We start from the raw sequence: 23,675 nt of genomic DNA, 5'->3' as shown, positions 1-23,675 counted from the left end.
AAGCATCGAGAGTCAGCTAGACTGGCGCTCCCGTTTCCGGCTCCGGCGGAGTCGCAGGCAGATTGAAGGAGGTTCCCGATGGTTCTGGTTCGACAGGAGATCGGCGACGTTCTGAGGGACTTCCGTCTGCAGAAGGGGCGCACCCTTCGCCAGGTGGCGTCCAAGGCGAGCGTGGCACTCGGTTATCTGAGCGAGGTGGAGCGCGGCCAGAAGGAGGCCTCCTCCGAGATCCTCGCCTCGGTCGCCGAGGCGCTCGACACGCCCATCTCGGTGATCATGCACGAGGTCGGCGACCGCATCGCCGTGCTCGAGGGTGTCGCCGTGGTGCCCGAGAGCGTTCCCGACGAGCTCGTCGCGGAGTTCGACGCGGACATGATGGTCCGCTGACCCAATACGTCACAGCGCATCGGCCGGTCTTCGGACCGGCCGATGCCGCGTCCGGAGACGATCGATGAAGCTGAGCGAGTTCCAGGTCGCGGTCGACGAGGAGTTCGGTCCCGGCTACGGCAGCGTGGTCGTGAACGACCTCGTGCTCGCGGCCGTGGGCGGCCGCACCGCCCGTGAGGCGCTCGCCGCCGGCGTGCCGCCGCGCGACGTGTGGCTCGCCCTCTGCGAGGCCACGGATGTCCCGCCGGCGCGTCGGCACGGCGTGGGGCGCCGTGAGCCCGGCCGGCGTGGCGCCGGCGGCGCCGGCTGACCACACGCCGGCGTACGCGGCGTGACGGCCCGAAGACGTGTTCGACACGCGGGCGTCGCTTCGAACATCCGTTCGGATGCTCGGCTAGGCTCGTCCTCGACAGCAGGAGGAACGACGCATCCCTCCACATCCGGCCTCCCGGGGACACGGATGTCGGTGGTCGGCCATACGGTCGATGCGTCGGAACACACCGCAACCGCCTTGTCGCGAGACGCCGCGGGTCAGCGCCGAAGAGCGAGGCCCGCAACGTGGAACGACAGCCTAGAGGCAGCAGCATCGAGCATCCAAGGAGCCAGCAATGCCATCACCCGCAGACCGCGAGAAAGCACTCGAGACGGCACTCGCCCAGATCGACCGACAGTTCGGCAAGGGGTCGGTCATGCGGCTCGGCAGCGAAGAACGCGCTCCGGTCGAGGTCATCCCCACGGGGTCCATCGCGCTCGATGTGGCGCTCGGCGTCGGCGGGCTTCCCCGCGGCCGCATCATCGAGATCTACGGTCCCGAGTCGTCGGGCAAGACCACGCTCACGCTGCACGCGATCGCCAACGCCCAGCGCGCCGGCGGCATCGCCGCCTTCATCGACGCCGAGCACGCGCTCGACCCCGACTACGCGAAGAAGCTCGGCGTCGACATCGACTCCCTGCTGGTGTCCCAGCCCGACACGGGTGAGCAGGCGCTCGAGATCGCCGACATGCTGATCCGCTCGGGTTCGATCGACCTCGTCGTGATCGACTCGGTCGCCGCGCTCGTGCCCCGCGCCGAGATCGAGGGCGAGATGGGCGACTCGCACGTGGGCCTCCAGGCGCGTCTCATGTCGCAGGCGCTCCGCAAGCTCACGGGCGGGCTCAACCAGACGAAGACCACGGCGATCTTCATCAACCAGCTCCGCGAGAAGATCGGCGTGTTCTTCGGCAGCCCCGAGACGACGGCTGGCGGCAAGGCGCTGAAGTTCTACGCGTCGGTGCGTCTCGACATCCGCCGCATCGAGACGTTGAAGGATGGCACCGAGGCGGTGGGCAACCGCACGCGCGTCAAGGTCGTGAAGAACAAGATGGCGCCGCCGTTCAAGCAGGCCGAGTTCGACATCCTCTACGGCGTCGGCATCTCGCGTGAGGGCAGCCTCATCGACTACGGGGTCGACCAGGCCATCGTGAAGAAGTCGGGCGCCTGGTACACCTACGACGGCGACCAGCTCGGGCAGGGCAAGGAGAACGCCCGCAACTTCCTCATCCAGAACCCCGACATCGCTGCCGACATCGAGCAGAAGATCCTCGTGAAGCTCGGCATCGGTCAGCCGGCAGGCGGAGCGCAGGCGCCGTCGAACGTCGAGTCGATCGAAACCAAGCTCGGGCGCAAGGGCGCCTGAGCGCACGCGTGCACGAGACTGGGGGAGGCAGTGGGATGAACGACGCAGCCGAGCACCTCGCCCCGGTCTCGTACCTGCCATGGGTGACGCCCGCGGAGCCCGCGATCGAGTCCGGATCGGGGGCTGAGCGCACCGTCGCCCCGGTCCGCGAGGCGGCGGTCGCCGACCACGAGGCGGAAGCCGTTCGCGAGGCGGAGGCAGTTCGCGAGGCGGTATCCGTTCGCGAGGCGGGCGCCGGTCGCGAGGCGGGCGCCGGTCGCGAGGCGGGCGCCGAACGCCCGGCCCGGCGCGATCGGAGCGCGCTCAACCGACACCCGGCCGGCTCCGCACGGCGCGGTCGGTTCGCGATCGTCGACGAGCAGTCCGACGAGACGGGGGCCGAGCGAGACGAGCGCATCGATCGCCTCGTGGTCTCCCGACTTCGCCGGTCGGCCCTGTCGATCGCCGAGGTGCGAGCGGTGCTCGCCGAGCACGGCCTCGACGAAGCCGAGATCGAGGAATGGATCGACCGTTACGAACGCCTCGGGTACCTCGACGACGCACGTCTCGCCGAACAGCTCGTGCACGTCAGCGGATCGCGTCGCGGGCGGGGGAGCGGCGCCATCCTCCACGAGCTCACGCGGCGGGGCGTCGACGATTCGGCGGCGAGAGCCGCGATCGAGGCGCTCGACCCCGACGTCGAGCGCGAGAACGCCCTGGCCGTCGCCGAGCGCCGCGCGCGGCAGTTGACCGGGCTCGACCGGCAGACGGCCGAACGTCGGCTCTCCGCGTTCCTGCAGCGCCGCGGATACCCCGGCGAGGTGGTGCGTGAGGCGGTGACGGCCGCGCTCTCAGCCGAGGGCTCGTAAACTGGTGCGATCATGAGCACCCTCCACGAGGTCTCGCCCGTCGAGGCCACCGAGATCGCGCCCGCGCCGCGGACCTACGAGGTCCGTACCTTCGGGTGCCAGATGAACGTGCACGACTCCGAGCGCCTGAGCGGTTCGCTCGAGGCCGCCGGCTACGTGCCCGCCGAGGGCGCCGAGCCCGACATCGTCGTCATCAACACGTGTGCCGTGCGCGAGAACGCCGACAACAAGCTGTACGGCAACCTCGGTCACCTCGCCGGCGTGAAGCGTCGCCACAAGGGCATGCAGATCGCCGTGGGCGGCTGCCTCGCCCAGAAGGACAAGAACGTCATCCTCGAGAAGGCGCCGTGGGTCGACGTCGTGTTCGGCACCCACAACATGGGCTCGTTGCCGAGCCTGCTCGAACGCGCCCGCCACAACGACGAGGCGCAGCTCGAGATCCTCGACGCACTCGAGGTGTTCCCGTCGACGCTCCCGACCAAGCGCGACTCGACCTACAGCGGCTGGGTGTCCATCTCCGTCGGCTGCAACAACACCTGCACCTTCTGCATCGTCCCGGCGCTGCGCGGCAAGGAGAAGGACCGGCGCCCCGGTGAGATCCTCGCCGAGATCCAGGCGCTCGTCGACGACGGCGCGATCGAGGTGACCCTGCTCGGCCAGAACGTGAACTCCTACGGGGTGGAGTTCGGCGATCGACAGGCGTTCGGCAAGCTGCTGCGGGCCGCCGGCGAGATCGAGGGGCTCGAGCGCATCCGCTTCACCAGCCCGCATCCCGCCGCGTTCACCGACGACGTCATCGACGCCATGGCCGAGACGACCGCCGTCATGCCGCAACTGCACATGCCGCTCCAGTCGGGCTCCGACCGCATCCTGCGTGCGATGCGCCGCTCGTACCGCTCCGAGAAGTTCCTCGGCATCCTCGACCGCGTCCGCGCGCGCATCCCGAACGCCGCGATCTCGACCGACATCATCGTCGGGTTCCCCGGCGAGACCGAGGAGGACTTCCAGGAGACCCTCCGCGTCGTCGAGGCCGCACGATTCGCGTCCGCGTTCACGTTCCAGTACTCGATCCGCCCGGGCACGCCCGCGGCGACGATGGAGGACCAGGTGCCGAAGGAGGTCGTGCAGGACCGCTACGACCGCCTCATCGCCCTGCAGGAGCGCATCTCCTGGGAGGAGAACCAGAAGCTCGTCGGCCGGCCCGTCGAGGTGCTCGTCTCCACGGGCGAGGGCAAGAAGGACGCCGAGACCCACCGTCTCAGCGGCCGCGCCGAAGACAGCCGTCTCGTGCACTTCGAGGTGCCGGCGGGCTCCGAGTCGCCGCGGCCCGGCGACATCGTGTCGGTCACGATCACGCAGGCCGCACCGTTCCACCTGCTGGCCGACTCGCTCGACGACGCCCCACTGACGATCCGCCGTACCCGCGCGGGCGACGCGTGGGATCGCGCCGAGGCCGAGAGCTGCGCCGTCCCGGCCGAGCCCGGGGCATCCGCCGGTCGCGTCTCGCTCGGCCTGCCGACGCTCCGCGCACGCGGCACCCAGCCGCTCGTGGCGCCCGGGGTCGGCACCATGCCGATCTACGACCCGAGCGACGCCCAGCGCTGACGTGACGCTCATCGCGATCGTCGGCGCCACGGGCACCGGCAAGTCCGACTTCGCGCTCGACCTCGCCGAGGCGTTCGGGCGCGCAGGGCGGGTCGCCGAGGTCGTCAACGCCGACGCCATGCAGCTGTACCGCGGCATGGACATCGGCACGGCGAAGCTCTCCCTCGCCGAGCGACGCGGCGTGCCGCACCACCTGCTCGACGTGCTCGACGTCACCGACGAGGCATCCGCGGCCGCGTACCAGCGCGACGCCCGTGCCGCAATCGATGAGATCCTCGCCCGCGACGGCGTCGCGCTGCTGGTCGGCGGCTCGGGCCTGTACGTGTCGAGCGTCATCCACGACTTCCGGTTCCCGGGCACGGATGCCGCGATCCGCGCGCGCCTCGAGGCCGAGCTCGCCGAGGTCGGCCCGGGCCTCCTGCACGCCCGGCTCAGGGGGATCGACCCCGAGACGGCCGCGAGCGTCGACCCGCAGAACGGCCGCCGGATCGTGCGCGCCCTCGAGGTCATCGAACTCACCGGCGAGTCGAAGGCGGCGCGCCTGCCCGAGCGGCCCGTGCCCTGGCGCGACCATCGCATCGTGCATCTGCGGAGCGTTCGCGCCCGCCTCGTCGAGCGACTGGACGCCCGGGTGGCGCGCATGTGGGAGCGGGGCCTCGTCGACGAGGTGCGCTCGCTCGTGCCCCTCGGACTCGAGCGCGGGATCACCGCTCGCAAGGCCATCGGGTACGCCCAGGCGCTCGCGCAGTTGCACGGGCGGATGACGCCGGACGACGCGATCGCCGAGACCCGGCAGCTCACCCGCACCTACGCGAGGCGTCAGGTCGGCTGGTTCGCACGTTACCGCGACGCGAGCACGATCGACGCCGACGACGTGGTCGCCCGGGGCGCCGAGCTCGCCCGCCAGGCAGCCCTAGACTGAGGTGATGTCCTTCGATCTGCGATTCACCAAGGGGCAGGGCACCGGCAACGACTTCGTGCTCTTCAGCGACCCCGAGGGCGACACCGAGCTCACGCCCACGCAGATCGCGGCCGTCTGCGACCGCCGCTTCGGCGTCGGTGCCGACGGCCTCATCCGCGCCGTGCGATCGTCGAACCTCGACGCCGGCGCGGCCGCCCTCGCCGAGGATCCGCGGGCGACGTGGTTCATGGACTACTGGAACGCCGACGGCAGCGTCTCCGAGATGTGCGGAAACGGCATCCGCGTGTTCACGAAGTACCTCCTCGACCAGGGGCTCGCCGAACTGCACCCGGGCGGATCGATGGCGATCGGCACGCGGGCCGGCGTGCGAACCGTCACCCGCAATGGCGACGGCTTCCAGGCCGACCTCGGTGCCTGGCGGCTCGCCGGCGGCGAACCGCTCGTGCGCGCCAAGAACCTGCCGGTCGCCCGGCCCGGTCTCGGCATCGACGTCGGCAACCCCCACGTCGTCGTCGCCCTCGCCGACGACGACGAGCTCGACGGGCTCGACCTCGCGTACGTCCCGATCCTCGACCCGGCGCCCGAGGCGGGCGCGAACGTCGAGTTCGTGGTGCCCGCCGAGCCCCTCGTCGACGAGGGCGTCGGCCGCATCCGTATGCGCGTGCACGAGCGCGGCTCAGGCGAGACCCTCTCGTGCGGCACGGGTGCGGTCGCCGCGGCCATGGCGGTGCGCCACTGGGCCGGCGCCGGCGCGCCCGACGTGTGGCGCGTGCAGGTGCCGGGCGGCGTGCTCGGCGTTCGCGTGGTCGCGGACGGCGACGGCGAGCACGTGCTGCTCTCCGGTCCGGCCGAGCTGGTGTTCGACGGGGTGCTCAGCCTCGCCTGACGCCGGCGAGCCGGGTCAGGAGCCGGCCGTGCGCCGGGCGGCCAGCACGCGGAATCCCTTGGAGTTCGCCGCCCGCTCGACCTCGAGGCGCAGCTCGTCGCGGAGCCATCGCTGCAACGATTCGGCACCGAGGTGCTTGGCCACCACGAGCCACGCGACACCGTCGTCGTCGAGCCGCGGAAGCCAGTGCGCGAGCATGGCGTGCAGTGCCTGCTTGCCCACGCGGATCGGCGGATTCGACCAGATCGCGGCGAACCGCACCTCGGCGGGAACATCGTCGGGCAGCACGGCGTTGACATTGGTGATGCCGAGGCGTGCGGAATTGCGACGGACGAGATCGAGGGCGCGTTCGTTGACGTCGACGGCCCAGACCGTGGCATCGGGCGACTGCATGGCGAGGCTCAGCGCGATGGGGCCCCAACCGGTGCCGAGGTCGAGCAGGTGGCCCGACGAGGGGGGTTCGGGCACGGTGTCGAGCAGCACGCGAGTGCCCTGATCGAGATGTTCGGGGCTGAACACGCCGGCCGCCGTGAGGAGCTCGACCTCTCGGCCGGCGAGGCGCACGCGGATGGCGCGGGTGCCGGGATCGCTCCGAGGCGAAGACGAGAAGTAGTGGTCGGAGCTCATACACGCAAGCTATCGCACGCGAAGAGAAGTAGGGTTGACACGATGAACGAAGCCGAAGACCGTCCGACCGACGACGCCGTCGAGCGGGTGCTGCGCAGCGCCGAGTCGAAGGCAGGGGTTGCGCGGTTCGGCACGACGGGCGCCGCCGCGATCCAGCGGCAGCAGGCGGATGCCCCAGACGCGGCCTCGGTCGACGGCGAGCAGTTCGACCGTGAGGAACGCGCGGCGCTCCGGCGCGTCACCGGGCTCTCCACCGAGCTCGAGGACGTCACCGAGGTCGAGTACCGGCAGCTCCGTCTCGAGAACGTCGTGCTCATCGGTGTGTACGCGCAGGGTTCGCAGGAGGAGGCCGAGAACTCGCTGCGCGAGCTCGCAGCCCTCGCCGAGACGGCGGGTGCGCGGGTCCTCGACGGGCTCCTGCAGCGCCGACCGCACCCCGACCCGAGCACGTACCTCGGCAGTGGCAAGGCCGAGGAGCTCCGGCACGTCGTGGCGGCACTCGGCGCCGACACGGTCATCGCCGACACCGAGCTCGCGCCCAGCCAGCGGCGCGCCCTCGAAGACGTCGTCAAGGTCAAGGTCATCGATCGCACCGCGGTCATCCTCGACATCTTCAGCCAGCACGCCAAGAGCCGCGAGGGCAAGGCGCAGGTCGAGCTCGCCCAGCTCGAGTACCTCCTCCCGCGCCTGCGCGGCTGGGGTGAGTCGATGTCCCGCCAGGCCGGTGGCCAGGTGGGCGGCGCGGGCGCGGGCATGGGCTCGCGCGGACCCGGTGAGACGAAGATCGAGCTCGACCGCCGCCGCATCCACTCGCGCATGGCGAAGCTCCGCAAGCAGATCGCCGGCATGAAGCCGGCCCGCGAGGCCAAGCGCGCGAACCGCCGGCGCAACGCCGTGCCGTCGGTCGCCATCGCCGGCTACACGAACGCCGGCAAGTCGAGCCTGCTGAACCGCATCACGGGCGCCGGCGTGCTCGTCGAGAACGCCCTGTTCGCGACCCTCGACGCGACCGTGCGCCGCAACACGACGGCCGACGGGCGCGTGTACACGATCGCCGACACGGTGGGCTTCGTGCGCAACCTTCCGCACCAGCTCGTCGAGGCATTCCGGTCGACGCTCGAGGAGGTGGCCGACGCCGATCTCATCGTGCATGTCGTCGATGCGGCGCATCCCGACCCGGCCGGGCAGATCGCCACCGTTCGCGACGTCATCGGCGAGGTGGGCGCACGCGACATCCCCGAGCTCGTCGTCTTCAACAAGTCCGACCTCATCACGCCCGAGGAGCGCCTCGTGCTGCGCGGCCTCGAGCCGAACGCGGTCTTCGCCTCGGCGCGCACGGGAGCCGGCGTGCCCGACGTGCTCGAGGCCATCGCGCGCATGCTGCCCGACCCGGCGGTGGAGATCGACCTGCTCGTGCCGTACGACCGCGGCGACATCGTGTCCACCCTCCACGAGACCGGCCGGGTGCTGTCGGTCGACTACGTCGAGGACGGCACGCGGATCCGAGCGCTCGCCTCGCCCGAACAGGCGGCGCACCTGGCGGAGTACGTCGCGGCATCCGTGCCCGCGTGACATTCCGCGTCTCCCGGTGTCACGTGATGTCACACGGATGACGCGGCGTTCGGGCCTCGCGTATCGTCGCACCTGATCGTGGCGAGCGGCCGGATGCCGCCCGCCTGGAGCGACCGCCGAGCCCGGCACCCGCCCGCGAGACCCACCCGCCGTGACGGCTGGACGGGACGCGGCGTGTGCTGCGTTCTCGACCTCCCGGTGCGGCATCCGCCACCAGGAGCACCATGACAGGCACCGCGCCCGATGGCGGCGACTGTCGGCCGAGGCCGCCGATCTCGTTCGAGCTGTTCCCGCCCCGAACGGATGCCGCGGCGCTCGCGCTCGGCAGCACGATCGACCGGCTCGCCGACACCGGGCCCTCGTTCATGTCGGTCACGTTCGGCGCGGGGGGATCCTCCCGCGACCGGTCGCTGACGGTGCTGCGCCACATGCTCGAGCACACCCGCGTCGAGCCGATGGCGCACCTGACCTGCGTCGGCTCGAGCCACGCCGAGGCGAACCGCCTCGTGCGCGAGTTCCTCGACGCCGGGATCACGAGCTTCCTCGCGCTGCGTGGCGACCCGCCGGCGGGCGCCGACCCCGAGGCGGGCCTCGGCGACCTGCAGAGCGCCGCCGAGCTGGTGCAGCTCATCCACCGCGTGCAGGAGGAGCGCGAACCGTTCGGGCAGGCCGGCATCCCCGGGCTCCCGGGCGCCACGAGCATCCGGGAGCGGCCGCGCCCCGAGCGGGTCGCCGTGGCGGCGTTCCCGACCGGACATCCGCGTTCGCGCGACCTCGAGCAAGACATCGACACCCTGCTCGCGAAGGAGGTCGCCGGGGCGAATCTCGCCCTCACGCAGCTCTTCTGGGGCGCCGACGACTACCTCGGCTTCATCGAACGCGCCCGTGCGGGCGGCGTGACGATGCCGATCCTGCCCGGCATCATGCCGGTCACCACGCCCGCGCGCCTCGCGCGGCTCGTCGAGCTCACCGGGGTGCCCGCGCCGAGCCGACTCGTCAGGGCGCTCGAGGCCGACGCCGATCCCGATCGGCAGTTCGCCACCGGCGTCGATCACGCCGCACGGCTCGCCGCCGACGTGCTCGACGGCGGCGCTCCGGGACTCCACCTGTACACCTTCAACCGCCACGAGGCCGTGCTCGCCGTGCTCGACCGGCTCGGCCTCCGCACCCCCGCATTCGCGGGCATCGAGAGGAACACGAGAACACCATGAACGTACCCGCCTTCCCCACCGGGACCATCCTCGGCTATCCGCGCATCGGGCGCCGCCGTGAGCTCAAGCACGCCGTCGAGGCGTTCTGGGCCGGCCGCATCGACGCGGGCGAGCTCGAGGCCCGCGCCGCCGAACTCCGAGCGGCGACCCGTGAGCGCCTCGTGGCGCTCGGACTCGGCCGCGACGACTCATCGATCCCCGAGTCGTTCTCCTACTACGATCAGGTCCTCGACGCGGCGGTCGCCGTCGGCGCCGTGCCCGAGCGCTTCCGCCGGCTGCAGGACGAGCACGGGTCGGTCGACCTCGCGGGCACCTTCACGATCGCGCGCGGCGAGGGCGACGACGCGCCCCTCGAGATGACGAAGTGGTTCGACACGAACTACCACTACCTCGTGCCCGAGATCGGCCCCGACACCGCGTTCACCCCGCACGCCGAGCGCATCGTCGCCCGATTCGCCGAGGCGAAGGCGGCCGGATACCTCACGCGACCGGTCATCGTCGGTCCGGTCACGTTCCTCCTGCTCGCCAAGCCCGCCGACGGCGCTCCGGCGGGATTCCGGCCCCTCGACCGGCTCGCCGACCTCGTGCCGGCGTACGCCGCGCTGCTCGCCGAGCTCTGCACCGCGGGCGTCGAGTGGGTGCAGCTCGACGAGCCCGCGCTCGTGAGCGAGAGCATCGACGAACCGCGCGGGCGTGTGCTCGACGCGATCGGCGTCGCGTACGACGCGCTCGGCGCGGCCGACCGTCGTCCGTCGCTGTTCGTCGCGGCGCCGTACGGCGGCCTCGACGACGCCCTGCCCGCCCTCGCGGCCACCCCGGTCGAGGCCATCGGGCTCGACCTCGTGCGCGGCGGCGTCCCCGAGCACCTCGACGCCGCGACCGCCGAATCGCTCGCCGCGAAGACGCTCGTCGCAGGCGTGATCGACGGACACAACATCTGGCGCGGCGACCTCGCGCAGGCGTTCGACCGGCTCGAGGCGCTGCGCTCCCTCGCGGGCGACGTGTCCGTGTCGACGTCGACCTCGCTCCTGCACGTGCCGCACGACGTCGGCGACGAGACCGCCCTCGACGAGCGCCTCGTGAGTTGGCTCGCGTTCGCCGACCAGAAGGTCGCACAGGTCGCGATCCTCGAGCGCGGTCTCGTCGCGGGGCGGGAGTCGATCGAGGACGAGCTCGTCGCGGCATCCGCGGCCCTCGTCGATCGCGCCGGTGCGCCCGGCGTGCGCGTCCCCGGGGTGCGCGACCGGCTCGCCGTGCTCACCGACCGCGACGTGACCAGGGCCGCCTACGACGAGCGCGTCGCGGCGCAGGCGACCCTCGACCTGCCCGAGCTGCCGACCACGACGATCGGCTCGTTCCCGCAGACCGGCGAGATCCGTCGTGCCCGCGCCCGGCTCCAGACGGGCGAGCTCACCGAGGCCGGGTACCGCGAGCTCATGCACGAGGAGATCGCCCGCGTCATCCGGTTGCAGGAGGAGCTCGGGCTCGATGTGCTCGTGCACGGCGAGCCCGAGCGCAACGACATGGTGCAGTACTTCGCCGAACTGCTCGACGGCTTCGCCGTGACGCAGCACGGCTGGGTGCAGTCGTACGGCTCGCGCTGCACGCGCCCGTCGATCCTCTGGGGCGACGTGTCGCGGCCCGCGCCGATGACCGTGGACTGGTCGGCGTACGCCCAGTCGCTCAGCGACAAGCCGGTCAAGGGCATGCTCACCGGACCGGTGACGATCCTCGCGTGGTCGTTCGTGCGCGACGACCAGCCGCTCGGCGACACGGCCCGTCAGGTGGCGCTCGCGCTCCGCGACGAGATCGCCGACCTTGAGTCCGCGGGCATCCGCATCATCCAGGTCGACGAGCCGGCGCTGCGGGAGCTGCTGCCCCTGAAGCGCGCCGACCAGCCCGCCTACCTCGACTGGTCGGTCGGCGCATTCCGACTCGCGACGGGCGGTGCCGCGCCCGCCACGCAGGTGCACACGCACCTCTGCTACTCGGAGTTCGGCGTCGTCATCGACGCGATCCGCAACCTCGACGCCGACGTCACGTCGATCGAGGCGGCGCGCAGCCGCATGGAGGTGGTCGACGACCTCGCGACGAGCGGCTTCGACCACGGCATCGGCCCGGGCGTCTACGACATCCACTCGCCGCGCGTGCCGGGTGCCGCGGAGGTGCAGGCGCTCCTCGAGCGCGCCGTCGCCGAGATCCCGGCCTCGCGGCTCTGGGTCAACCCCGACTGCGGCCTGAAGACGCGCGGCTACGACGAGACGGTGGCGTCGCTCCGGCACATCATCGAGGCGACGCGCGCGGTGCGGGCCGGCCTCCGGGAGCCGGTGCCGGCCAGGTAGCCGAGACATTTGGAGGGCCGGATGTCGCGAGCCCGCGGCATCCGGCATCGCATCGCCGGTCGTGCCACACGGCCTCGCCGAACGCAACCCCCGCCGACGCGTCGGGCGATCGTTCAGGGACGTGACGTACCGTCGTCTGTATGCGACTCGCGGTACACGAATCGGGTGGGGGCACCAAGACCGCCGTACTCATCCACGGCATCATGTCGGACTCGCGCGCCTGGCATCGGGTCACGCGCGAACTCGAGACGCACGGGTTCCGGGTGCTCGCCGTCGACCTGGCCGGACACGGCCGCAGCCCTCGGGCGCGCAACTACTCGCCGAGCGCCTGGGCCGACGACGTCGTCGAGACCCTCGAGCCTCTGCTCGACGGTCCGCCCGAGGTGGTCATGGGGCATTCGCTCGGCGGGCTCGTCGCGAGCCTCGTCGCCGATCGCCTGGCGCCGCGTGCCGCGATCTACATCGACCCGGCGTTCTCGTTCCCGACGGGGATCCGCGGGTTCGCGTTCAAGCTGTTCTTCGCGATCGCCCCGCGGCCGAAGCGTTCCGCGCTCGTGCGGATGAACCCGAAGTGGAGTGCCACCGATGTCGACATCGAGGTGGCGACGCTTCGCGACTGGGACAAGCGCACGATCCTCGGCTTCACGGACACGCGCCGCCTCGTGCCGCCGGCTCGCCTCGTGGCGCCCAGCCTCGTCGTGCTCGCCGAGAAGAGCCTGCTCATCACCGAGCGGGTCGCGGCGCAGCTGCGCGGCAGGGGCATGACGGTGGCGACCGTCCCCGGCACCGGGCACACGGTGTTCCGCGACGATCACGCCGGATTCATGGACACCGTGTGCGGCTGGCTGTGCGACCACGTGCGCGTTGCGGAGCGCACGCCGGCCCCGCTCGCGGTCGCCGCGTAGCGGCGTCACGCCGGGCGCCGCGCGCCGAGGACCCGCTCCTCGGAGACCCGCTCCTCGGAGACTCGTTCCTCAGACGGTGCGGAGGACGGCGACGACCTTGCCGAGCACCTCGGCCTGGTCGCCGAGGATCGGCTCGAACGCGGAATTGCGGGGGAGCAGCCAGGTGTGGCCGTCGCGCTGGCGGAAGACCTTGACGGTCGCCTCGCCATCGAGCATGGCGGCGACGATCTCGCCGTTCTCCGCCGTGGGCTGCGACCGCACGACGACCCAGTCGCCGTCGCAGATGGCGGCGTCGATCATCGAATCGCCGACGACCTTGAGGATGAACAGCTCGCCCTTGCCGACGAGCTGACGGGGGAGCGGGAAGACCTCGTCGATCTGCTGCTCGGCGGTGATCGGGATGCCCGCCGCGATGCGGCCGACGAGCGGCACCATGGCCGCGTCCCCGACGGGAGCGGCGCTGCCCTCTCCCGCGGCGGCGGACCGATCGGCGGTGTCGGGCAGCTCGATGAGCACCTCGAGGGCCCGTGGGCGGTTGGGGTCGCGCCGGAGATAGCCCGCGAGCTCGAGCTGGTTGAGCTGATGGGTGACGCTCGAGAGCGAGGAGAGGCCGACGGCGTCGCCGATCTCGCGCATGCTCGGCGGATAGCCCCGCGAGGAGACGGAACGCTGGATCACCTCGAGGATCGCGACCTGCTTGGCGCTGAGATTCTTGCGCCGGCGCTGCCGGCCGGTCTCGCGCGCATCGTCGATGTCGGTGCTCAACGTCTTCGCCCCTCGTTGCGGCCGTATGCGACCGGATGTCGGTGGTTTCTGTTCGACTGTGATCGGACATTCGAAACTGTATCCGGCTGGAGTCGGTGCGGCAAACATTCGTTCGAGTGTGTCGCGGAATCCGCGGCGAAATCGAGCGGGGCGCGTCGCTTGCGGGTTCGAAGATTCGAAGATATATTCGGAACAGAGTTTCGTATCCGGCCCTCCCGGCCGAGGGCCGGGTACGGCTCCCATCGGAGGTGTGACATGAGCGCAGCGATCGCCCCCAGCGGGTTCGGTACTTCGGTTCGCCCGCGGGCCGCCGAGGTGCCGGCGTCTCCGGTGCCCACTGCGACCCGTCTCCGTCTCACTCGGCGCGGCCGCATCGTGTTCACGGCACTCGGCGCGCTGCCCCTCGTGATCTGGGCCGTCGTGACCATCCTGGGCTCGGGCGGGGCCGCCGCCGACATCGGTGCGCAGTTCGGGGCGCGCACGTTCGACTACGTGACGGTGCACCAGGGCGACTCGCTCTGGGCCATCGCCGAGTCGATCGCGCCACAGGGCGACCCGCGCGTCGTGATCGACGAGATCATGCGGCTCAACGGCCTCGACGAGGCGACCCTCGAGCCGGGCCAGCGGCTCGCGCTGCCGGTCGTTCCCTGATGCCGCACGGGCGGGGCGACCTCGTGCCCGTGGCTAGCATGGACGGGTGACGAGCCTCGACGACCTTCCTCTCCGTGACGACCTGCGCGGCCGCACCCCGTACGGTGCTCCGCAGAAATCCGTCCCCGTCGCGCTGAATGTCAATGAGAACACGCACCCCATCCCCGAGGATGTCGCGCACGACATCGTCGCCCGCGTGGCCGCGGCGATCCTGAGCCTCAACCGCTATCCCGACCGCGAGTTCACCGAGCTCCGCGCAGCGCTCGCGGGCTACCTCGGCCACGGCCTCGAGCCCGACCGCATCTGGGCGGCGAACGGCTCGAACGAGGTGCTGCAGCACCTGCTGCAGGCCTTCGGCGGCCCGGGTCGCACCGCGCTCGGATTCGCGCCCACCTACTCGATGTACGGCCTCCTCGCCTCGGGCACCGGCACCGAGTGGGTCACGGCGAAGCGCGACGCCGACTACGAGCTCAGCGCCGACACCGCGGTGGCCGCGGTCCGCGAGCACGACCCCGACCTCGTGCTGCTCTGCGCACCGAACAACCCGACCGGCACCCCGCTCTCGCTGGACACCGTCGCCGCGGTGGCCGACGCCGCGCGCGGCATCGTCGTCGTCGACGAGGCGTACATCGAGTTCGCCGATCCCGGCACGCCCAGTGCGCTCACGCTCCTCGAGGGTCGCCCACGCCTCGTCGTCTCCCGCACCATGAGCAAGGCCTTCGCGTTCGCGGGCGCCCGGGTGGGCTACCTCGCCGCCGACCCCGCGGTGATCGACGCGCTGCGCCTCGTGCGGCTCCCGTACCACCTCTCGGCGCTCACCCAGGCGGCAGCCCTCGGCGCGCTCGCGCACTCCGGCGAGATGCTCGCGATGGTCGACGAGATCCGCGCGCAGCGCGACCGCATCTCGATCGAGCTCGCGCGAATGGGCTTCCGCCCGTACCGGAGCGGCGCGAACTTCGTGCTCTTCGGCGGCGTCGACGACCCGCACGCGGTGTTCGAGGAGCTCCTCGAGCGAGGCATCCTGATCCGCGAGATCGGGCTGCCGGGGAGCCTGCGGGTGACCGCGGGAACCGAGGCCGAGACGACCGCGTTCCTCGAGGCGATCGCCGTGTTCGCCCCGGCGAACTCCGAGCGACGCGGCGAATAGGATGGTCGCATGACCTCTCCCGGCTCCTCCCGTACCGCGCGCGTGCAGCGTGAGACGAGCGAGTCGAGCATCGACCTGTCGGTGAACCTCGACGGCTCGGGCGTGAGCGACATCGAGACGACCGTGCCGTTCTACGACCACATGCTCACGGCGTTCGCCAAGCACTCGCTCACCGACCTCACCGTGCGTGCGCGCGGCGACATCGAGATCGACGTGCATCACACCGTGGAGGACGTCGCGATCGTGCTCGGTCGGGCCATCCGCGAGGCGCTCGGCGACAAGCGCGGCATCTCGCGGTACGGCGACGCGCTCGTGCCGCTCGACGAGGCGCTCGCGCAGGCCGTCGTCGACATCTCCGGACGGCCCTTCCTCGTGCACACGGGCGAGCCGGCCGGCTTCGAGTACCACCTCATCGGCGGTCACTTCACCGGCTCGATGGTGAGGCATGTGTTCGAGGCCATCGCGTTCAACGCGGGCCTCACGGTGCACGTCAACGTGCTCGCGGGCCGCGATCCGCACCACATCGCCGAGGCCGAGTTCAAGGCCTTCGCACGTGCGTTCCGGCAGGCGAAGTCGCTCGACCCCCTCGTCACCGGGATCCCCTCCACCAAGGGTGCCCTGTGAGCCCGACGAGACGCGTGGTCGTGCTCGATTACGGCTCGGGCAACGTGCATTCCGCGGCCAAGGCGCTCGAGCGTGCCGGTGCCGACGTGCAGGTCACGGCCGATCGCGCGGCCGCGCTCGAGGCCGACGGGCTCGTCGTGCCCGGCGTCGGTGCGTTCAAGGCCGTCATGGATCAGCTCCGCGCCGTCCGCGGCGACGAGGTCATCGACCGACGCCTCGCGGGCGGGCGGGCGGTGCTCGGCATCTGCGTGGGCATGCAGGTGCTCTTCGAGCGCGGCGTCGAGCGCGGCGTCGACACCGAAGGCCTCGGCGAGTGGCCGGGCACGGTCACCGAGCTTCCCGCCCCCGTGCTGCCGCACATGGGCTGGAACACCGTCACGCCCGACGAGGGATCCGTGCTCTTCGAGGGCATCGAGCAGGAGCGCTTCTACTTCGTGCACTCGTTCGCCGCACAGGAGTGGCAGCTCGACGTGATGCCGCCGTTCCCGACGCCGAAGCTCACCTGGGCCGAGCACGGCGGGCCGTTCCTCGCCGCGGTCGAGAACGGCCCGTTGTCGGCGACGCAGTTCCATCCCGAGAAGTCGTCGGATGCCGGCATCCGACTCCTGGCCAACTGGCTGGGAACGCTCGGCTGAGCGTACGCCGTCATGCGCGAACGCCGGCGTCCGCATCGGACTAGGATGCTGTGACTGTGCCGACGTGGCGTTCCACAGCCGACGAACAAGGACAGTGATGAGTGAGTTCAGCAAGACCCCGCGCCTCGTGCTGCTACCGGCGGTCGACGTCGCGGGCGGCAAGGCCGTCCGCCTGACGAAGGGCGAGGCGGGGACCGAGACGAACTACGGCGACCCCGTCGACGCCGCGGCCGACTGGGCCGCGCAGGGTGCGGAGTGGATCCACCTCGTGGACCTCGACGCCGCGTTCGGTCGCGGCTCCAACGCGGGCGTGCTGAAGAAGGTCATCCGGCAGGTTCGCGGTGTGAACGTCGAGCTCTCCGGCGGGATCCGCGACGACGCGTCGCTCGAGCACGCCCTCGAGATCGGCGCGAAGCGCATCAACCTCGGCACGGCGGCGCTCGAGAACCCCGAGTGGGCGGCCTCCGTGATCGCGCAGTACGGCGAGGCGATCGCGGTCGGCCTCGACGTGCGCGGCACGACTCTCGCCGCGCGCGGCTGGACGAAGGAGGGCGGCGACCTGTGGCAGGTGATGGACCGCCTCGAAGAGGCCGGCGCCGCCCGCTACGTCGTGACCGACGTCACCAAGGACGGCACCCTGCAGGGACCGAACCTCGACCTGCTCCGACAGATCATGGAACGCACGCGCCGGCCGGTCGTGGCGTCGGGGGGCGTCTCGAGCCTCGACGACATCGCGGCGCTGCGCGAGCTCGTGCCGCTCGGCCTCGAGGGAGCGATCGTGGGCAAGGCCCTCTACGCCGGCGCGTTCACGCTGGCCGAGGCGCTGGATGTCGCCGGACACTGACCCCGACGACGGGGCGACGGATGCCGCGGCCGCGGGCCGCAGCGACGTGCCGCAGCACCCGGCCGCCGACTCCGCGGGCGTACCGTGGGCCGGCCGCTCGTTCCAGCCGAATCCGCATGCCGCCGACGACGGCCGCGCCCCGGAGGCCCTCGCCGCCGCGATCCGGCGCTTCCGTGCGGGCGACGGCGGGCAGGCCGAGGTCGTCGCCGAGTTCTCCCACTCGCGCCTGCTGATCCCGCTCCTCGCCGAGCTCGGCGACCCTTCGGCAGGCCCAGGGGGGCCCGGGGGCACCGAGGTCGGTGCGCACGGCCTTCCGATCGACAAGAGCCAGGAGTTGTCGATCGTCACGGTCGAGGGACCCGACGGGCGGCGAGTGCTGCCGGTGTTCGCCTCGGTCGACGCGATGACGAGGTGGAATCCCATCGCGCGGCCGGTCCCCGCCGACGGCGTGCGCGTGGCGCTCGCCGCCGCCGACGACGGCACCGACCTGGTGGTGCTCGACCCCGGCTCCGACAGCGAGTTCGTCCTGCGCCGCCCCGCGGTCTGGGCGGTCGCACAGCAGCAGCCGTGGCAGCCGTCGTTCGAGGCGCCGGAGGTGCGTGCGGCATTCGAGCGCTCGATCGGCACCGAGCTCGCGGTGCTCGGCGTCGAGATCGCAGCGGGAGACCCCGATGCCCGACTCGCGGGCCCGGAGCTCGTCGTGCGGCTCTCGCTCGTCGACGGACTCACCCGCGCCGAGCTCGACGCGGTGTTGCAGCGACTTGCGACGCGATGGGCGGCGGACGACGCGATCGCGACGTTGGTCGACTCCCTCACCGTGCGCCTGGTTCCGGTGTCCGGCTGAACCACTGCGGTATATTGCCTGCCATGGGGGAACGCGATTCCGGCTCACCTGTCGATGATGCCGACGCGGCCGTCCAGCCCGGTGGCGACCGGTCTCCGCTCGCGCGGCCGAGCGATGACGAGGGGGCCCCGCCGCCGGCACGACCCGCCCTCACGATCGGGCCGAGACCGCCGGTCCTGCGCCCGATCCCGATGCCGCGGGCCGTCAGGGTCGCCCGATCGCTGTGGACCATCGGGTTCGTGCTCAACGGCGCGGCGGTGTTCATCGCATTCATCACGTACGACCAACTCACCGAGCGGTTGACCACGACGCTCGGCCGTCTCGCGCCGGGCTATGTCGAAGCCGATCTGCGTGGGCTGGTCGACGTGTTCTACTGGATGAGCATCGCGACGATCGGGTTGGTGATCGCCGCCGAGGCGCTCCTGCTCGGGTTCATGCTCGGCCGCCGCGGGGGAGCGCGATGGGTGATGCTACCGGTGCTCGCGTTCCATGCCGTCTCGGCGTTCGTCGCATCGGCGGTCCTCGCGCTCGACGACTGGCCCGGGCTGATCGAGCTACTGCTCCTGGTGGGGCTCGCGCTCGCGGCCATCGGATGGTTCATCTGCATCGTCCCGTCCGCCAACCGGTGGTTCCGGATGAAGGACGAGTCGCAACGGGCGTCGCTCGACTGACTCGGGTGCGAGCCCCATCACCATCGCCTCGCACGACCGGGTGACCACCTGGCACGCCTCGGTCGCTGCCTGGTCGAGCAGCGGGCTTCCGACCATCGCCCGCCATCGACGGAGGGCGGCCGCGGCCGCCTCGCGCACATCCTCGGCGGGGGTGTCCGCGGGAAGGCCGAGCCGCCGGGCAGGCGAGGTTCCGGAGCCGCCGACCAGGCGTTCGGCCTCTTCGGTCTCGGCCGGCGCCAGCCCGATGCTCGTACTGCGTACGGCGGCGAGCAGGCTGAGTTCGCGCAGTTCGTGGGCGTTCGCCTCGAGTCGTTCGATCATCCCGGCGAGTTCGGACGAGCGCGCGGTCGGCCGGCGCCGGATGATGGCGCCGAGCGCGGCGAGGGCGACGCGGGTCTTGAGCGCGTCGGCCCGGGACCGGAACTGGTCGGAGACGATCCGCACCAGCTCCTCCATGCCGCTTCGTCGGTACAACTCGTCGGCGAGGTCGGTCGCGTCCCGGCATCCCGAGCGGATCACCACCGCGGCCATCCTGACCCCGAACATGCCGAAGCGGTCGAGCAGTGAGCTGCGATCCTCCACCGGCAGGTCGATCCCGACGTCGGTTCGCACGAATCGGTCGGCCGAGACGAGCAGTCGCTCGCGTTCGTCGCGGCCGAGCCCGGCCATCACCTGCAGCGCCTCGAACTCTCGCTGGCGCAGCGTGCGCGCCGACTGCGCCAGCAGCCCGGCGATCGGGACGACGTCGAGCGCGAGTGATCGCAGTGTCGCATCGGCGCGATAGCGCTCGGCGATCGTGCGGGCGGAGAGCAGGGCGTCGATGCGTCCCGCACCGATCTCGTCGGCCCGGGAGAGCACGGCCATCGCGTTGACCGTCGAGGATGCCCCGACCACGGTGTCGTGGAAGGCGGAGAGGAAGCCGAGGTCTGCCGAATGGAGGTGACGCATCAGGTAGATGATGGCGTCCGCTTCGGATGGCGCCTCGTCCGGCGTGAGGAACGCGGCCGAGCGGGCCGAGACGTCGCTGGACAGGGACGCGATGCCGGGAGTGTCGATGAGCGTGACGTCCTCGAGGCGCTTGGACGGCCACTCGACCTCGATCCGGTCGGTCTCCTCGGCCGTGGCCGTCCCGAGGTCGATGACGAGTCTTCCGTCGTTCCGGCGCATGGGAATCGTCCGCGAGCCTCCATCGCGGAGGTGGATCGTGATCTTCGGCGTCGTCCCGTGCCGATACCAGGTGACGACCTTCGTGCACTCACCGGCGTCGGTCGGGGCGATCTCCTCGCCGATGATGGCGTTCAGCAGCGTCGATTTCCCGGCCTTGACCATACCGGCGATGGCGACGCGAAGGGGTTCGTCGAGCCGCCTGGCGTGCTCCTCGACCTGCCGACGGGCCTCGGGGTCGTCGCGGTACTCGGCGGCGGCGGCGGCGAGCAGCCGGCGCGCCTCGGCGAGCACGCTGACACTCACGCCGGGTCCGTCGCCGCCGAGGGGGCGGCGGTCGCCGGTGCCGTCGCAACCGGCGTCGACCGTTTCGCCGGTGTCGGCCGGTCGGTCGTCGACGATGGGGCGCCGCCGGACGCCTGAACGGTGTCGATCGCGCGAGCCTTCTCGGTGAGGGCGTCGACGCGCTGGAGGTCGCGCCGGAGGGCGGCGATCCGCCCGTCGCGCTCCTCGGTGTATCTCGATGCGGCCTTCTGCGCCGCGAGCAGCGAATCGGCGAGCGAGCGATGCAGTTCGTCGACGATGGAGGTGAAGTGGTCGCGAGTGGTGCGCTGCACGAGCCGCAAGCGATCGCGCAACTGCTTGCCGACCTGGAAGATGACCTCGTCGACCTGGCGTCTGATGAGGTTCTTGGCCTCGTTGCGACGTCGTTCCAGCCGAGCCTTCGTGTCGTCCTTGTAGACCTTGCGGCCGATCACTGCTCCTGCGGCGAGGGACAGCGGATTGATGATGCTCATCCCGATGATGCCGGTGACGATGCCGACCATGAGGACTCCGCCGTACGAACCTCTGAGGCCGATGTAGAACTTCTGCATCGGGCCGAGCCGGCCGGAATCGAGCGACGCGATCTCGCCGACGGGGTCGAGCACGTCGCGGGTGTCGTCCACGTGGAGGTCGGGGAGGATCGCCTCGTCCTCGGTGAAGAGCCGAGCCACCCGTTCGGCGAGCCACGTCGACCGCTCCTGCGTCCATACGAACGTGTCGCTGACCGCGGCCGAGACGCGATCCTCGAACCAGTCGACGAACTGGTCCCAGACCGGCCCCGGATCCCCTTCGTCGATCGAGTTCTCGGCCTCGCGTTGGATGGCGCGCATGCGATCGCGCAGGTCGTGCTCCATGTCGGCGATGAGATCGGCCACCCCGTCGTTCAGGGTGATCTGCCAGCGCGCGGAGATACGGCGCTGCTCGTCGGCCCGCTCCTTCGTGGCCTCGAGCCGGGCGATCATCTCGGGGGTCTTCTCGGGGTTCTGGAGCGCCTGCAGCTCGGAGTCGATGGCCAGCCGTACGTGTTCGCTCGCGGAGAGCAGGTCGTTGGCCGCGGACCTGCGTTGGATGAGCTCCGCCTGACCGACCACGTCGCGCAGCAGATGGACGGCGAGGTCGCCGAATCCCGACTCGGCATGAAGTTCCTGGTCTCCCGCCTCCACGGCTGCCAACCGCAGCTGCGAGGAGACGGGGAAGAGCGGGATGCCGGGGTCGATCGCGTCGAGGTGGGCTCGGTCGAGCTCCTCGATCCGGCGCCAGTGCGGATACAGGTCGGTCTTGCTGAGCACGCACGCGACGTTCGGCGAGATGCGCATAGCATGACGGAGGAACGTGATCTCGGGCGCGGTGAACTCCTGCGACGCGTCGGAGACGAACAGTATCGCGTGGGCGGAGGGCAGGGCGGCCAGCGTGGTGAGCGCGTGCGCGGAGGAGAGGCCACCGACGCCCGGCGAGTCGATGAGGGTGAGACCGCGTTCGAGGATCTTCCGGGGCAGGAAGACCTCGGCCCCCGTGACCACGTGATCGGCATCGCGGCCGGAGCGTTCCGAGACGTAGCCGTCGAGCTCGGCGATCGGTACTTCGGTGCGGTCGACATCGGTGCCGGACTCGACCGTGCCGGCGACGGATCGCTGCGACAGGACGAATGCCGTCGGTTCCGGACCGAATCGGATGGTGGTCGGGACGGCCGTGGCGATGTCGTCATCGACCGGGCAGACCGGCGCGTTGACGAGCGCGTTCACCAGCTGGCTCTTGCCCTGCTTGAACTCGCCGACGACGATGACCCGGATGCTCGGGTCGAGGAGGCGGTCCTTCGCCTGCTCCAGGCGGCGGCGAAGATCCGCGCGGTCGCCGCTGCCGGCGAGGGCGATGCCCTGGTCGACGAGTTCGATGAGGCGCTCCATCGACGTCCTCCCCTTCGCAGTCCGATCCAATTCAAGCAGAACAGGCGTGGGCTCGGCCCGACGCGGAATCCTCCGTGCCGGGCCGAGCCGGTCTCATGCGATGATCGTGATCGCTACAGGGTGACGTCCTCGACCTCGACCTCGACCTCGACCTCGGTCAGGTCGCCAGGACCCGACTCGAGGTTGTTGCCGTTGAGCGATTCCTCCACGACGACGTTGTCGTCGAACGAGTCGACGGCGATGTTGTTGTCGTCGAACGAGTCGTTGACCGAGTTGTCGTTGTACGAGTCCTCGACCTCGTTGTCGACTTCGCCGCCCTTGTTGGCGAGGTCGTCGCCCGCGACGTTCACTTCGCCGCCAGTGGTGGCGACGATGCTGTCCTCGGCCTCGATCGCGTCGACCTCGCCGCCCTTCGAGGCGACGATGGCGCCGTCGTCGGCGTTGATCGACTCGGTCTCGACGCTCCCGCCCTTCGTGGCGACGATGTTGCCGTCGCCCATCGTGAGCGATTCGTTCTCGAAGTTCTGGAGCAGGATGGAGTCGTTGGCCAGGATGTTCTGGTTCACGGACTGGTCGTTGATGACGTCGCGGTCGTCGATGTACGAGTAGTTGTTCACGACGCTCATCAGCTTCGCGACGGCCTCGTCGTACCCGCCGCCGTGGCCGCCGCCGTGACCGCCCCAGCCGCCGCCGTCGCCGCCGCCGCCCCAGCCGCCGCCGCCCCAGCCGTCGCCGCCGCCGCCGTGGCCGCCGCCGCCCCAGCCGCCGCCTCCGCCGCCTGCGCTCTGGTCGACATCCGTGGTGTTGCCGCCGATCGCGTTGCCGCCCGTGTCGTAGGTGCGGTTGCCGACGGGTCCGAAGTCGAGCGCGACGGGAAGCACCGCGTCGACGTCTGCAGCGCAGACTCCCTGGAGCCCGGCGTTCGCCATTGCCGTGTCGGGGTCGTTCGCGAACTCCGCGGCCGCCTCCGGGCTCTTGAGCAGGCCCATCAGGAAGTCGAGCAATGCCGTGGTGATGTTTGCCATGATCAGTTCCCCTCCTCTGCGAGGTGTAGGTCGATGGCCGACACCGATGCCGGCCCCCACCGAGAAGCCTCCCGTCTTCCGCCGGATGCGTCATCG

General features: G+C 71.1%; 23 protein-coding genes. 18 read left to right on the top strand and 5 right to left on the bottom strand.

From position 1 onward, the window contains the following. Window positions 1-78: 78 nt before the first annotated feature. The 7 genes from EZM51_RS19015 to dapF all read left to right on the top strand — a co-directional run bounded on the left by EZM51_RS19015 (window position 79) and on the right by dapF (window position 6,324). On the top strand, window positions 79-387 hold the full coding sequence (locus EZM51_RS19015) for a helix-turn-helix transcriptional regulator (protein ID WP_136709886.1): 309 nt from the start codon (window positions 79-81) through the stop codon (window positions 385-387). Window positions 388-451: 64 nt separating this feature from the next. Further along, the gene (locus EZM51_RS19010; RefSeq protein WP_136709885.1) at window positions 452-697 is read left to right on the top strand and encodes a DUF3046 domain-containing protein; all 246 of its coding nucleotides are present in this window, start codon (window positions 452-454) and stop codon (window positions 695-697) included. A 298-nt stretch (window positions 698-995) separates the two neighbouring features. Beyond that, on the top strand, window positions 996-2,063 hold the full coding sequence (gene recA / locus EZM51_RS19005) for a recombinase RecA (protein WP_136709884.1): 1,068 nt from the start codon (window positions 996-998) through the stop codon (window positions 2,061-2,063). A gap of 35 nt (window positions 2,064-2,098) precedes the next feature. Further along, window positions 2,099-2,911 carry a regulatory protein RecX gene (locus EZM51_RS19000; protein WP_136709883.1) on the top strand — a complete coding sequence of 271 codons (813 nt, stop codon included), beginning with the start codon at window positions 2,099-2,101 and terminating at the stop codon, window positions 2,909-2,911. 12 nt (window positions 2,912-2,923) lie between these two features. Next, the gene (gene miaB, locus EZM51_RS18995; protein ID WP_136709882.1) at window positions 2,924-4,516 is read left to right on the top strand and encodes a tRNA (N6-isopentenyl adenosine(37)-C2)-methylthiotransferase MiaB; all 1,593 of its coding nucleotides are present in this window, start codon (window positions 2,924-2,926) and stop codon (window positions 4,514-4,516) included. Between the two features lies 1 nt (window position 4,517). Further along, window positions 4,518-5,438, top strand: coding sequence for a tRNA (adenosine(37)-N6)-dimethylallyltransferase MiaA (miaA, locus tag EZM51_RS18990; protein ID WP_136709881.1), 921 nt, complete (start codon window positions 4,518-4,520; stop codon window positions 5,436-5,438). A gap of 4 nt (window positions 5,439-5,442) precedes the next feature. Further along, window positions 5,443-6,324 (top strand): diaminopimelate epimerase, encoded by an 882-nt coding sequence (dapF, locus tag EZM51_RS18985; protein ID WP_136709880.1) that lies wholly within the window; start codon window positions 5,443-5,445, stop codon window positions 6,322-6,324. A 15-nt stretch (window positions 6,325-6,339) separates the two neighbouring features. On the opposite strand, the gene EZM51_RS18980 is transcribed toward dapF, so the two are convergent. Continuing rightward, window positions 6,340-6,951 (bottom strand): methyltransferase, encoded by a 612-nt coding sequence (locus tag EZM51_RS18980; protein ID WP_136709879.1) that lies wholly within the window; start codon window positions 6,949-6,951, stop codon window positions 6,340-6,342. Window positions 6,952-6,993: 42 nt separating this feature from the next. On the opposite strand from EZM51_RS18980, the gene hflX reads away from it, so the two are divergent. The 4 genes from hflX to EZM51_RS18960 all read left to right on the top strand — a co-directional run bounded on the left by hflX (window position 6,994) and on the right by EZM51_RS18960 (window position 12,981). Next, a complete protein-coding gene (gene hflX, locus EZM51_RS18975) occupies window positions 6,994-8,523 on the top strand; it encodes a GTPase HflX (RefSeq protein WP_136709878.1) in 1,530 nt (509 codons plus the stop codon). Window positions 8,524-8,747: 224 nt separating this feature from the next. Further along, window positions 8,748-9,734, top strand: coding sequence for a methylenetetrahydrofolate reductase (locus tag EZM51_RS18970; RefSeq protein WP_136709877.1), 987 nt, complete (start codon window positions 8,748-8,750; stop codon window positions 9,732-9,734). Continuing rightward, window positions 9,731-12,076 (top strand): 5-methyltetrahydropteroyltriglutamate--homocysteine S-methyltransferase, encoded by a 2,346-nt coding sequence (gene metE / locus EZM51_RS18965; protein ID WP_136709876.1) that lies wholly within the window; start codon window positions 9,731-9,733, stop codon window positions 12,074-12,076. The genes EZM51_RS18970 and metE overlap by 4 nt, the downstream gene beginning before the upstream one ends. A gap of 140 nt (window positions 12,077-12,216) precedes the next feature. Next, the gene (locus EZM51_RS18960; protein ID WP_136709875.1) at window positions 12,217-12,981 is read left to right on the top strand and encodes an alpha/beta hydrolase; all 765 of its coding nucleotides are present in this window, start codon (window positions 12,217-12,219) and stop codon (window positions 12,979-12,981) included. Between the two features lie 69 nt (window positions 12,982-13,050). Here the strand turns inward: EZM51_RS18960 and lexA are convergent, their stop codons facing one another. Next, window positions 13,051-13,734 (bottom strand): transcriptional repressor LexA, encoded by a 684-nt coding sequence (lexA, locus tag EZM51_RS18955; RefSeq protein WP_248305746.1) that lies wholly within the window; start codon window positions 13,732-13,734, stop codon window positions 13,051-13,053. A gap of 267 nt (window positions 13,735-14,001) precedes the next feature. Here lexA and EZM51_RS18950 point away from each other — a divergent pair, with 267 nt between their 5' ends. The 7 genes from EZM51_RS18950 to EZM51_RS18920 all read left to right on the top strand — a co-directional run bounded on the left by EZM51_RS18950 (window position 14,002) and on the right by EZM51_RS18920 (window position 19,162). Further along, complete coding sequence (locus EZM51_RS18950) at window positions 14,002-14,397, top strand: LysM peptidoglycan-binding domain-containing protein (RefSeq protein WP_136709873.1); 396 nt, start codon at window positions 14,002-14,004, stop codon at window positions 14,395-14,397. A 46-nt stretch (window positions 14,398-14,443) separates the two neighbouring features. Next, window positions 14,444-15,544 carry a histidinol-phosphate transaminase gene (locus EZM51_RS18945; RefSeq protein ID WP_136709872.1) on the top strand — a complete coding sequence of 367 codons (1,101 nt, stop codon included), beginning with the start codon at window positions 14,444-14,446 and terminating at the stop codon, window positions 15,542-15,544. Window positions 15,545-15,553: 9 nt separating this feature from the next. Continuing rightward, window positions 15,554-16,168, top strand: coding sequence for an imidazoleglycerol-phosphate dehydratase HisB (hisB, locus tag EZM51_RS18940; RefSeq protein WP_136709871.1), 615 nt, complete (start codon window positions 15,554-15,556; stop codon window positions 16,166-16,168). Further along, window positions 16,165-16,803, top strand: coding sequence for an imidazole glycerol phosphate synthase subunit HisH (hisH, locus tag EZM51_RS18935; RefSeq protein WP_136709870.1), 639 nt, complete (start codon window positions 16,165-16,167; stop codon window positions 16,801-16,803). The genes hisB and hisH overlap by 4 nt, the downstream gene beginning before the upstream one ends. A gap of 97 nt (window positions 16,804-16,900) precedes the next feature. Next, on the top strand, window positions 16,901-17,647 hold the full coding sequence (gene priA / locus EZM51_RS18930) for a bifunctional 1-(5-phosphoribosyl)-5-((5-phosphoribosylamino)methylideneamino)imidazole-4-carboxamide isomerase/phosphoribosylanthranilate isomerase PriA (RefSeq protein ID WP_136709869.1): 747 nt from the start codon (window positions 16,901-16,903) through the stop codon (window positions 17,645-17,647). Further along, window positions 17,631-18,491 carry an SseB family protein gene (locus tag EZM51_RS18925; RefSeq protein ID WP_136709868.1) on the top strand — a complete coding sequence of 287 codons (861 nt, stop codon included), beginning with the start codon at window positions 17,631-17,633 and terminating at the stop codon, window positions 18,489-18,491. The genes priA and EZM51_RS18925 overlap by 17 nt, the downstream gene beginning before the upstream one ends. A 23-nt stretch (window positions 18,492-18,514) precedes the next feature. Further along, complete coding sequence (locus EZM51_RS18920; RefSeq protein WP_136709867.1) at window positions 18,515-19,162, top strand: hypothetical protein; 648 nt, start codon at window positions 18,515-18,517, stop codon at window positions 19,160-19,162. Here the strand turns inward: EZM51_RS18920 and EZM51_RS18915 are convergent. From EZM51_RS18915 to EZM51_RS20715, 3 genes are all read right to left on the bottom strand, one after another. After that, complete coding sequence (locus EZM51_RS18915; RefSeq protein ID WP_248305741.1) at window positions 19,046-20,632, bottom strand: dynamin family protein; 1,587 nt, start codon at window positions 20,630-20,632, stop codon at window positions 19,046-19,048. The two genes, EZM51_RS18920 and EZM51_RS18915, sit on opposite strands and share 117 nt — an antisense overlap. Further along, on the bottom strand, window positions 20,629-22,554 hold the full coding sequence (locus EZM51_RS18910) for a dynamin family protein (RefSeq protein WP_136709866.1): 1,926 nt from the start codon (window positions 22,552-22,554) through the stop codon (window positions 20,629-20,631). Before EZM51_RS18910 ends, EZM51_RS18915 begins: the two co-directional genes overlap by 4 nt. 113 nt (window positions 22,555-22,667) lie before the next feature. Beyond that, window positions 22,668-23,579: an IniB N-terminal domain-containing protein gene (locus EZM51_RS20715; protein ID WP_169053989.1), complete on the bottom strand. Its 912-nt coding sequence runs from the start codon at window positions 23,577-23,579 to the stop codon at window positions 22,668-22,670. Between the last annotated feature and the right edge of the window lie 96 nt (window positions 23,580-23,675).

The sequence above is a fragment of the Agromyces sp. H66 genome (assembly GCF_004959775.1).
In the GTDB taxonomy this organism is placed as follows: domain Bacteria; phylum Actinomycetota; class Actinomycetes; order Actinomycetales; family Microbacteriaceae; genus Agromyces.
This window is presented reverse-complemented; position numbering and strand designations above follow the sequence as displayed.

What these genes read in the sequence shown, in the direction of transcription:
- EZM51_RS18960 (WP_136709875.1), top strand. Translation starts at nt 12,217, where the DNA reads ATGCGACTCGCGGTACACGAATCGGGTGGGGGCACCAAGACCGCCGTA.
- EZM51_RS19000 (WP_136709883.1), top strand. Translation starts at nt 2,099, where the DNA reads ATGAACGACGCAGCCGAGCACCTCGCCCCGGTCTCGTACCTGCCATGG.
- dapF (WP_136709880.1), top strand. Translation starts at nt 5,443, where the DNA reads ATGTCCTTCGATCTGCGATTCACCAAGGGGCAGGGCACCGGCAACGAC.
- EZM51_RS20715 (WP_169053989.1), bottom strand. Translation starts at nt 23,579, where the DNA reads ATGGCAAACATCACCACGGCATTGCTCGACTTCCTGATGGGCCTGCTC.
- EZM51_RS18910 (WP_136709866.1), bottom strand. Translation starts at nt 22,554, where the DNA reads ATGGAGCGCCTCATCGAACTCGTCGACCAGGGCATCGCCCTCGCCGGC.
- EZM51_RS18925 (WP_136709868.1), top strand. Translation starts at nt 17,631, where the DNA reads ATGTCGCCGGACACTGACCCCGACGACGGGGCGACGGATGCCGCGGCC.
- recA (WP_136709884.1), top strand. Translation starts at nt 996, where the DNA reads ATGCCATCACCCGCAGACCGCGAGAAAGCACTCGAGACGGCACTCGCC.
- miaB (WP_136709882.1), top strand. Translation starts at nt 2,924, where the DNA reads ATGAGCACCCTCCACGAGGTCTCGCCCGTCGAGGCCACCGAGATCGCG.
- EZM51_RS19010 (WP_136709885.1), top strand. Translation starts at nt 452, where the DNA reads ATGAAGCTGAGCGAGTTCCAGGTCGCGGTCGACGAGGAGTTCGGTCCC.
- metE (WP_136709876.1), top strand. Translation starts at nt 9,731, where the DNA reads ATGAACGTACCCGCCTTCCCCACCGGGACCATCCTCGGCTATCCGCGC.
- EZM51_RS18980 (WP_136709879.1), bottom strand. Translation starts at nt 6,951, where the DNA reads ATGAGCTCCGACCACTACTTCTCGTCTTCGCCTCGGAGCGATCCCGGC.
- EZM51_RS19015 (WP_136709886.1), top strand. Translation starts at nt 79, where the DNA reads ATGGTTCTGGTTCGACAGGAGATCGGCGACGTTCTGAGGGACTTCCGT.
- hflX (WP_136709878.1), top strand. Translation starts at nt 6,994, where the DNA reads ATGAACGAAGCCGAAGACCGTCCGACCGACGACGCCGTCGAGCGGGTG.
- EZM51_RS18970 (WP_136709877.1), top strand. Translation starts at nt 8,748, where the DNA reads ATGACAGGCACCGCGCCCGATGGCGGCGACTGTCGGCCGAGGCCGCCG.
- EZM51_RS18950 (WP_136709873.1), top strand. Translation starts at nt 14,002, where the DNA reads ATGAGCGCAGCGATCGCCCCCAGCGGGTTCGGTACTTCGGTTCGCCCG.
- hisB (WP_136709871.1), top strand. Translation starts at nt 15,554, where the DNA reads ATGACCTCTCCCGGCTCCTCCCGTACCGCGCGCGTGCAGCGTGAGACG.
- EZM51_RS18920 (WP_136709867.1), top strand. Translation starts at nt 18,515, where the DNA reads ATGGGGGAACGCGATTCCGGCTCACCTGTCGATGATGCCGACGCGGCC.
- priA (WP_136709869.1), top strand. Translation starts at nt 16,901, where the DNA reads ATGAGTGAGTTCAGCAAGACCCCGCGCCTCGTGCTGCTACCGGCGGTC.